This is a genomic window from Vibrio anguillarum (assembly GCF_003390515.1).
GTDB classification, from domain to species: domain Bacteria; phylum Pseudomonadota; class Gammaproteobacteria; order Enterobacterales; family Vibrionaceae; genus Vibrio; species Vibrio anguillarum.
This window is the reverse complement of the sequence record NZ_CP031479.1, coordinates 3,002,387-3,010,760: the sequence shown is the minus strand read 5'-3', so window position 1 is coordinate 3,010,760 and position 8,374 is coordinate 3,002,387. Positions and strand designations below refer to the sequence as shown.

The window sequence follows — 8,374 nt, the reverse complement described above, 5'->3', positions numbered from 1 at the left end:
AACAAACGGTTAAAGAGGGACTGCCAACGCGTGGCGGTTTTTGTTCAAATCGGCCTTTGTGATTACGGTTGTTATTTTGAGTTCAGTGTTTTGCGTTGTCAGCCCCTTAACCGGGCGTTATACGAAATTAAATAAGTACAGGAGTACACATGAAAAGACATTTCGACATAATTGGAGCACCTTTTAATCAACTGGGTTTTGTGACAACTCAAGAAAATACAGTTGATGGTTTGCGACGAATGGATGAAATGTCATGGGTAGGCCTCACTGATTGGATCCAAGTCAGAAATGATAGGTGGGGTGCTGATATCATTGACCAAGGTGATGTTGAAATCTCCGATGAGGTTTATTCTTTGATTTCCTGTGGTAGCAAAGATGAAGCATTACGAATGTATGCGCATTACCTAAAAAGAAAGGTGCTGGAAAGTTATTCGAATAATCGGATCCCCATAACAATTGGTGGCGACCATTCGATAGCGGTTGGAACCGTTCAAGCAGTCCTTGGTCATTATCAAAAGGGCAAAGGTAACAAAATTGCGATTGTTTGGGTTGATGCTCATGCGGATTGCAATAATACACTCGACAGTAATTTGCACGGTAAGCCGCTGGCATTATTGATGAATCAATATGTTCATAACGGTTGGTCAATTCCTCAGGAGATGGCTTTACAGCCTCGAGATGTTTTTTATGTAGGTGTCCGAGATTTAATGCAATGTGAACATCAGCTTATAAAAAAGCTCAACATGACCAATATCGACATGATGTGTATTGAACAGCAAGGGTTTAATGTTGTAGTTCAGACTTTAATGGAAAAGTTAGAGAATGAGTATGACGGCATTTATTTGTCATTCGATTACGATGTTTTAGATGGTTCTCTATTCCGCGCTTGTGCTACGCCGAATGTCGGCGGGTTAACTGCAAGAGAGTCCCTCTATTTGGTTCACTCGATTGCCTCAAGCGACAAGTTCATTGGCGCTGAGTTTGTTGAATATATGCCAGAGCGAGATGCTAATGGTGTATCAAAGGAACTAATGGTAAAACTTATCGATGCAGCTTTGGGGTTCAAGTCGTAATTTCGTATAACAAAGCGTTCAAGAGGGACAGCCAACGCGTGGCATTTTTAATGTGCGTTGGTTTTTGTGGTTCCGGTGTTATGCGTTAAGTTGGTAGTGGCGTTGGCTGCCCCTTAACGCGGCGTTATATTTTTCTAAGGGACATTGATGAAAATAAGAAATATAAATAGTGAACAAGATTTTCACGAGGCGGTTTCTTCTTTGAGACACGCTCACCCCATTTTTCGAGGTGTCAGTGATAGCAAATATAAATTAATTACAACGTTCGGGCGGTCAAAGTTAGAAAATAGTCATTTTGTGGCAAGCGGTGCTATCTCATTTCAGGTTGAAGAGCGGATTACTGAGAAAAGTGCTTTAGATGATTTTAGAAGGCAGTCTATTCCTTATTTAAAGTATACACCTGAGAATGAATGGGAATGGTTAGTTTTGGCCCAACATCATGGACTTCCGACGAGACTGTTAGATTGGACATACAACCCTCTCGTTGCTGTTTTCTTCGCTTGTGAAAATCAAAAACACTTTGGTGAGGCTGCGATATATGTTCTTCCGGATATATACTCTATTGACTATTGTGATCCTAGCGAATCTGTTTTTGATATTACGGAAGTGACACTTTTTGAGCCTACGCATGTAACAGAGAGAATTACTTCTCAGTCAGGACTGTTTACTGTTCATCCTGAACCCAGCCAAGTTTTTGAACCTCATAGTGGTGAAAAATGGTTAATTCATCAAGATGTCGTTAGTGACTTAGCTGTGATGGCTGGTAGATATGGTGTCAGTAGTCGCAGCATTTTCCCTGGGCTTGATGGTATAACGTCAGAAATAGCAAAGGACTATGGGTTGTAGAACAAAAAATATAACAAAGCATTTAAGAGTGATTCGCAACGCTTGGCAGTTTCGCTTCGCTCAAGTATAGCCAAGCGTCGCTCACACCTTAATGCGGCGTTATATTGTTTTTTGAGTTCTGGAGCTAATATGAATGAGTTATTAAATACTCTGATGGTTTGTGCAGTGTTGGTATCACTGTTTCCGCTTATAAAATCTAGCAAGGGCTTTTATGAGGAATGGAGTGAAATGGAGAATGAACACTGGCGATCTAGAGGTGCTCCACCGTTTGTAGTTTTCCATTTTGGTATGTTCTTATTTGTTCCGATGCTCTTTGGTAAAGATTTAGACCAATTGAATAATAACAGGCTGCTAAAGCTTAGGAGTGACCTTAGATACAGTTTTGCGATTTTTTCGTTACTGCTGCTTTCATCTCAGTTGAACTAATAAGTTGACTTGTCCTGCATCAATATAACAAGGCGTTTAAGTGGGATTCATGCCGCGTGGCATTTTTGGTATGCGGTGATTTTTGGTGATGAAGTGTTCTGCGGAAGGTTGGTTTATGCGGCATTCACCCCTTAACGCGGCGTTAGCTGAGGTTAAGAAAAATCATGAAATTACGTGTTTATTTTTCTTAGTCTGAGGCTCTAGCTTTACACCTGAAAGTCTGCACTTTTCCGCGTATCTCGCCAGTGGCACYTAGATTCCCTGTGCTTATTCCTTGATGTCCTCTTGAGCGCTGAAATTCTTTTGGCTTATGTTCATCGAACAGAGTAGCTGCATGAAAGGCGCTACTATCTCAATCAATAGCCATATGAAAACAACGTGTAGGCATATAAAAAAGCCGACACGTTGTGTCGGCTAATCGTTTAGTGTTGTGCTTTACAGAATCTGTTTGAGCACTCTATCGGCCTTAACTCGCGTTACTTTACGCAGTAGTTTTTGTACCGCATCAGGGTAGTTTTCTATCTTCTCTAGTTGTTTGTAGGTACAAACAAGTTGAGTGTGTCGAAGGATGTTGTCGATCTCTTGCTCAAACTTAGGTGTTAAGTGGTGGTAGTGATCTTGGATGAGAATGGCATTCTCGAGATCGAGCTTCCATGCTCTTGGATTTAAGTTATTACCAGTGATCAACATGTAGCGCTTATCCACCCATACGCCTTTTAGATGGAAGCTATTCTCTTCATGTTTCCAGAGATGGATAGAAAGATTTCGACTGGCAATATGGGCTTCATTTACTTTGGCAAAACGGCGTAGATTAAGCTCATATAAATAAGGTAAGCCGCCGATTGTCTTGAAGGTTTGCTCTGGGGAAATATAGAAATCGTTTGCCGTTTTATCGCCAACGACAATGTGAACTTTTACACCCCGTTTCAATGCTTTCTTAACTTCTTTAGCGACACTTTTTGGAAAATTGAAATACGGAGTGCAGATAAAGACTTCATCTTTAGCATGAGCGATCAGTTGGTTAATATTGTGGTTGAGTTTATTTCGACGCTTTCCAATACCTACCAGTGGCGTCAAAGCCACTTGGTCGGCTGTTGGGATCTGTGACTCAAACTCATAGTTTGCTGTTGCTAGAGAGGCTCTAAATTGTCGAATGTCAGTTTTGATATCTTTCGTCGTTGGCTTCGATGTGTTTGATAAATCATTGACAGCAGGATGACTTATCATTTTTTGCTGAATGAATTGTACCATGCTATCGGCAAGAGATTGATTGTCGATGGTGTGATAGCGGTCGAATCGATAGCGCTCTTTGTGATGCAAATAAACGTTATTAAGGCTTGCTCCGCTATAGATCACCTGGTCGTCGACAATAAAACCTTTGAGATGTAAAACACCAAAAACTTCGCGGCCTCGCACGGGGATGCCGTATACGGGAATGGCGTGTTCGTGGTTCTGAGAGAACTCTTGATACATTGAAGCATTGCCTTCCGAAGCGGCCGCACCAATTAATCCACGTTGCGCTCTATGCCAATCAACGCAAATCGCAATATCTAAGCCAGGGTTTCTTTGCTTGGCATTATATAGCTCCGTTAAAACTTCTCTGCCTGCTTCGTCATCTTCTAAATACAGCGCTACAAGATAGATTCGTTTACTTGCCTGACGGATCGACTGGATCAGATGATTTTTAAATTCTTTTGCCGAAAATAAAACTTCAAAATGATCCGGTGATTGTGCGATGGTCGGCAATCGCTCGAATGGGTTTCTATGAGCAATCATATTGGATGATTTACCTTACTTATTTGCAAAATTGCGAACTGGGGATATTACCAAATTCAACGGTTCAATTGCTAGAAAAGCCGCGCATTCTCGTCATACTAGCCTAGGTATCTCATAGGAATGAGATCTTTACCACTGGATACATAGCGCTCAAACCGTTGCATAAGAGCTATTGGTAGTTCTTCTGTCATTATGGAGTGAAAACCGTGACGAGCATAAAAGGGCTCAAGATGAGCGTATGCGAAGCAATAATCCTGATTATTGAGAATATTCTCGCTGCAATAATTGAGCAACTGCGACCCAATCCCTTTTTTTTGGTTTTCTGGCAGCACAAGCATGCCAGTCAGTAATCGATATACATCAATATTTTTAAATCTGACAACAGCAGATATCTGCCCATCGAGCGTGCCTATAACGCACAATTCATCTTTCCTAGCTTTTGCTGAAGGGTAATGTTCTTTGTACATTCGTTTTATCAAAGGAAGTTTTATCGGGGGGAGTATGTCAAATTGTAGTTGCCACATTTCTTCCTGCTTCGAATAGTTATCTGTTGTAGAATGGCATGAGTTTAATTTATCCATAGAATGCCATGCAATTACATCCCAATGCGAGCTTAAAAAAATACCACACTTTTGGCCTAGAACAATCTTGTCAATTATTAGCTGAAGTTTTCTCTGTGCAAGATTTGGTGGAAATTTACCAGAGCGCAGAATGGCAGACTTTGCCTAAGTTGATGTTAGGAAAAGGTAGCAATGTCCTTTTTACTTGTGATTTTCAAGGAATGGTTTTAAGCAACCAACTGAAAGGGTTACAGCACACGCAGGATGATAATTACCATTATTTGCATGTTTCTGGTGGTGAGGATTGGCCTTCACTTGTTGAATGGGCTGTGAAGCAAAATATTGCAGGTCTTGAAAATTTGGCTTTGATACCTGGTTGTGCAGGTTCTGCTCCTATCCAAAATATTGGCGCTTATGGTGTAGAGTTTCAAGATGTGTGTGATTACGTTGATTATCTCTGTTTAGACTCCTTAACCGTCAAGCGCCTGAGCGCCAAACAATGTCTATTTGGTTATCGTGATTCTATTTTTAAGCACGCTTTGCACAGTAACGCGATCGTTGTAGCGGTAGGACTAAAGTTATTGAAGCAATGGCAACCCGTACTGAATTATGGACCTTTGCAAGAACTGGATAGTCACACCTGCCAAGCTATTGATATTTATAAACGGGTATGCGCTACTCGCAATGCCAAATTACCCGATCCGCGGGTGCTAGGTAACGCAGGAAGCTTCTTTAAAAATCCAATTATTAGTTTAGAACATTGGCAGGCTCTTCTTGAGAGTTATCCCGATCTTGTTTCTTACCCCGTGGAAGAAGGCAGAAAAGTAGCGGCTGGGTGGTTGATTGATCAGTGTGGGCTCAAAGGGTATAGCTTAGGTGATGCTCAAGTGCATCCGAAGCAAGCTTTAGTGTTGGTAAATAAAGGTAGCGCTACAGCTTTTGATGTCATTCAACTAGCGATTAAAGTTTGCATAGCAGTTCAGGATAAATTTTCGATATTTTTAGAGCATGAAGTCCGATTTTTAGATGCGATGGGTGAAACGAACCTTGAGCATCTTGCTAAGGAATTAAAGTGAAAGAGCACAGTGTCAAACTATCATTACTTCGTCATCTGGCCAGTGGCGAGTTTTGTTCTGGTGAGTTGCTAGGAGCAGAACTTGGTATTTCTCGCGCTGCAGTAAGTAAGCATATTAAAGGGATTCAGGAGTGGGGAATTGATATTTTCCGCGTCCAAGGCAAAGGCTATCAGCTTGCTCAATCACTGAATCTACTTGATGCGACACAGATCCAAAATGCCGTGCGTAACCCTGTCGAGCTTTTCCCCATTATCGATTCAACCAACCAATACCTGTTAGAACGTGTAGATAACCTTGCTTCGGGCAGCGTTTGCTTAGCAGAGTATCAGGCTAATGGACGGGGTCGGCGCGGGCGTCAGTGGATATCGCCTTTTGGCAGCAATCTTTATGTTTCCATGTACTGGCGGCTCGACGCGGGGATGGCGGCCGCAATGGGGCTTAGCCTTGTGGTCGGGGTCGCGATTGTGGAAGCGCTAGCAAGCATCGGATTTGACGGTGTAAAGCTTAAGTGGCCGAACGATCTCTATTTTCAGGATAGAAAGCTGGCGGGCATTTTAGTCGAAATGACAGGGCAGGCTGGCGCAGCGGCACATTTAGTGATTGGGATGGGAATGAACATTTTCATGCCCGAAAATGAGCAAGCCATTGACCAGCCATGGGCAAGTTTGTCGCAGGTAGCCGACGGTCTGAAAATAGACAGGAACTTGCTCGCTATTGTCTTTATTCAATCATTAGACCAAGCGCTACGTGATTACGAGCTTTATGGGATGAAGGATTTTATACCGCGCTGGAATCGACTCGATAACTTTATTGGTCGAAAAGTTAAACTGCTTATGGGCCCCAAAGAGGTCTATGGCGTGGTGCACGGGATCAACGAATATGGAGCGGTGTTGCTAGAAACAGAGAATGGAATGGAGAGTTACATTGGTGGCGAAATATCGTTACGCAAGGCAGAGTAACCGCTTTACCAAACTATTTTCTTAGTAGTATCTCTTCCACAGTATGATTGAGGCCTTTACGCAAAACTAACTGAGCGCGCTCTTTGGTCGGTAAAATATTATGTTGCAGATTTTTACCGTTGATCGAGTGCCAGATGCTCTCAGCTTTTTCTCTCGCCTCTAGCTCAGACAGTTTTGTGTAGTGGCTAAAGTACGATCCCGTCTCCTTAAAGGCGCTGTGACGAAACTTCATAAAGCGTTCAACATACCACTTTTCAATAAGTTGACTGTCCGCATCGACATACAGTGAGAAATCTAAGAAATCAGATATAAACACTCGATGTGGATCGTGTGGATAATCCATGCCGCTTTGCAAGACGTTCAATCCTTCAATGATCAACACATCTGGCCTATCGACGACTTTCTCTTCAGTGGTGATGTCGTAAGTAAGATGTGAATAGATCGGCGCGCTTACATTTCTTTTTCCTGCTTTAACATCCGACACAAACTGTACCAGACGTTTCATATCATAAGATTCAGGAAACCCCTTTTTCCCCATAATTCCTCTTTCATTAAGAATTTTGTTGGGAAAAAGAAACCCATCTGTCGTGATCAGTTCAACTTTGGGATGATTCTCCCAGCGTGAAAGAAGCGCTTTTAACAAACGCGCCGTAGTACTTTTCCCAACGGCGACACTTCCTGCGATGCCAATGATAAAAGGAGGCGATATATCGGTATTACCGAGAAATTGATGCAAAACCGCATTTCGGCTTTGTCTGGCGGCCACGTATAAATTAAGTAAGCGAGCCAAAGGCAGATAAATCTCAGCCGTTTCTTTCATCGTTAGGTTTTCATTAATACCTTGTAGCTCTTTTAAGTCAGCCTCAGAGAGAGTCATTGGGACAGAGTTACGTAGCTCGGCCCATTGATTGCGATCAAAAGAGATATAAGGACCCATAAAATACCTAACGATGAATGACAGAAAAAAGAAGAGGATGAAACATACATTAAGGTGAAAAGAATGGAAATGCCTTAAACGATAGAATTGAGTGAGAAAACGCATTTTGCTTGAAAAAGCAACGAACAGGCGAGATTTATGGAAAATTGGTTTTTTTTTAATATTTAGGCTTGCAAGGCTGAGCATCATTCAATAGAATGCGCTCCACTTATGCCGACTTAGCTCAGTAGGTAGAGCAACTGACTTGTAATCAGTAGGTCACCAGTTCGATTCCGGTAGTCGGCACCATTCTTTTTCGAAAGAATGAAGAAAAAATTTGGAGGGGTTCCCGAGTGGCCAAAGGGAGCAGACTGTAAATCTGCCGGCTCCGCCTTCGATGGTTCGAATCCGTCCCCCTCCACCATATTCTTAAGGAAATAGCTCTCAGAGTTACGTGTGCGGGCATCGTATAATGGCTATTACCTCAGCCTTCCAAGCTGATGATGCGGGTTCGATTCCCGCTGCCCGCTCCAATTTTTGAGTGCTGATATAGCTCAGTCGGTAGAGCGCACCCTTGGTAAGGGTGAGGTCCCCAGTTCAACTCTGGGTATCAGCACCAGCTCTCCAAGCAATTATCTCCTTTTGATATATACTCCTTACCAATAATTTTGGTTGCGTGGTCATCAAAGCCACCTAAATCCGTACCTAGAGGGACAACTCATGTCTAAAGCAAAATTTGAAC

The 8,374-nt window shown here is 42.4% G+C and carries 8 protein-coding genes and 4 tRNA genes; 9 read left to right on the top strand and 3 right to left on the bottom strand.

The features are described from left to right. Positions 1-149: 149 nt before the first annotated feature. From DD616_RS16435 to DD616_RS16425, 3 genes are all read left to right on the top strand, one after another. Entirely contained in the window at positions 150-1,073 is a 924-nt protein-coding gene (locus tag DD616_RS16435) for an arginase family protein (RefSeq protein ID WP_208871929.1), read from the top strand. A 147-nt stretch (positions 1,074-1,220) separates the two neighbouring features. Beyond that, positions 1,221-1,919 (top strand): FRG domain-containing protein, encoded by a 699-nt coding sequence (locus DD616_RS16430; RefSeq protein ID WP_208871928.1) that lies wholly within the window; start codon positions 1,221-1,223, stop codon positions 1,917-1,919. 129 nt (positions 1,920-2,048) lie between these two features. Beyond that, a complete protein-coding gene (locus tag DD616_RS16425) occupies positions 2,049-2,345 on the top strand; it encodes a hypothetical protein (RefSeq protein ID WP_017420788.1) in 297 nt (98 codons plus the stop codon). A 435-nt stretch (positions 2,346-2,780) separates the two neighbouring features. Here the strand turns inward: DD616_RS16425 and pssA are convergent, their stop codons facing one another. Continuing rightward, positions 2,781-4,121 (bottom strand): CDP-diacylglycerol--serine O-phosphatidyltransferase, encoded by a 1,341-nt coding sequence (pssA, locus tag DD616_RS16415; protein WP_013857962.1) that lies wholly within the window; start codon positions 4,119-4,121, stop codon positions 2,781-2,783. 98 nt (positions 4,122-4,219) lie between these two features. Then, complete coding sequence (locus DD616_RS16410; protein ID WP_208871927.1) at positions 4,220-4,702, bottom strand: GNAT family N-acetyltransferase; 483 nt, start codon at positions 4,700-4,702, stop codon at positions 4,220-4,222. 8 nt (positions 4,703-4,710) lie between these two features. On the opposite strand from DD616_RS16410, the gene murB reads away from it, so the two are divergent. After that, a complete protein-coding gene (murB, locus tag DD616_RS16405; protein ID WP_208871926.1) occupies positions 4,711-5,757 on the top strand; it encodes a UDP-N-acetylmuramate dehydrogenase in 1,047 nt (348 codons plus the stop codon). Next, positions 5,754-6,716 carry a bifunctional biotin--[acetyl-CoA-carboxylase] ligase/biotin operon repressor BirA gene (gene birA, locus DD616_RS16400; protein ID WP_013857958.1) on the top strand — a complete coding sequence of 321 codons (963 nt, stop codon included), beginning with the start codon at positions 5,754-5,756 and terminating at the stop codon, positions 6,714-6,716. The genes murB and birA overlap by 4 nt, the downstream gene beginning before the upstream one ends. Positions 6,717-6,729: 13 nt before the next feature. Here the strand turns inward: birA and coaA are convergent, their stop codons facing one another. Beyond that, positions 6,730-7,653: a type I pantothenate kinase gene (gene coaA / locus DD616_RS16395; RefSeq protein ID WP_010318972.1), complete on the bottom strand. Its 924-nt coding sequence runs from the start codon at positions 7,651-7,653 to the stop codon at positions 6,730-6,732. A gap of 212 nt (positions 7,654-7,865) precedes the next feature. Here coaA and DD616_RS16390 point away from each other — a divergent pair. The 4 genes from DD616_RS16390 to DD616_RS16375 all read left to right on the top strand — a co-directional run bounded on the left by DD616_RS16390 (position 7,866) and on the right by DD616_RS16375 (position 8,251). Beyond that, positions 7,866-7,941: transfer RNA gene (locus tag DD616_RS16390), tRNA-Thr, on the top strand. A gap of 30 nt (positions 7,942-7,971) precedes the next feature. Continuing rightward, positions 7,972-8,056, top strand: a tRNA-Tyr gene (locus DD616_RS16385). A 34-nt stretch (positions 8,057-8,090) separates the two neighbouring features. Next, positions 8,091-8,165: transfer RNA gene (locus tag DD616_RS16380), tRNA-Gly, on the top strand. 10 nt (positions 8,166-8,175) lie between these two features. After that, positions 8,176-8,251, top strand: a tRNA-Thr gene (locus DD616_RS16375). The last annotated feature ends 123 nt before the right edge of the window (positions 8,252-8,374 follow it).

Bases quoted from the DNA above. Each gene is read 5' to 3' on its own strand.
- DD616_RS16435 (WP_208871929.1), top strand. From the start codon at position 150: ATGAAAAGACATTTCGACATAATTGGAGCACCTTTTAATCAACTGGGT.
- DD616_RS16430 (WP_208871928.1), top strand. From the start codon at position 1,221: ATGAAAATAAGAAATATAAATAGTGAACAAGATTTTCACGAGGCGGTT.
- DD616_RS16425 (WP_017420788.1), top strand. From the start codon at position 2,049: ATGAATGAGTTATTAAATACTCTGATGGTTTGTGCAGTGTTGGTATCA.
- pssA (WP_013857962.1), bottom strand. From the start codon at position 4,121: ATGATTGCTCATAGAAACCCATTCGAGCGATTGCCGACCATCGCACAA.
- DD616_RS16410 (WP_208871927.1), bottom strand. From the start codon at position 4,702: ATGGATAAATTAAACTCATGCCATTCTACAACAGATAACTATTCGAAG.
- murB (WP_208871926.1), top strand. From the start codon at position 4,711: ATGCAATTACATCCCAATGCGAGCTTAAAAAAATACCACACTTTTGGC.
- coaA (WP_010318972.1), bottom strand. From the start codon at position 7,653: ATGGGTCCTTATATCTCTTTTGATCGCAATCAATGGGCCGAGCTACGT.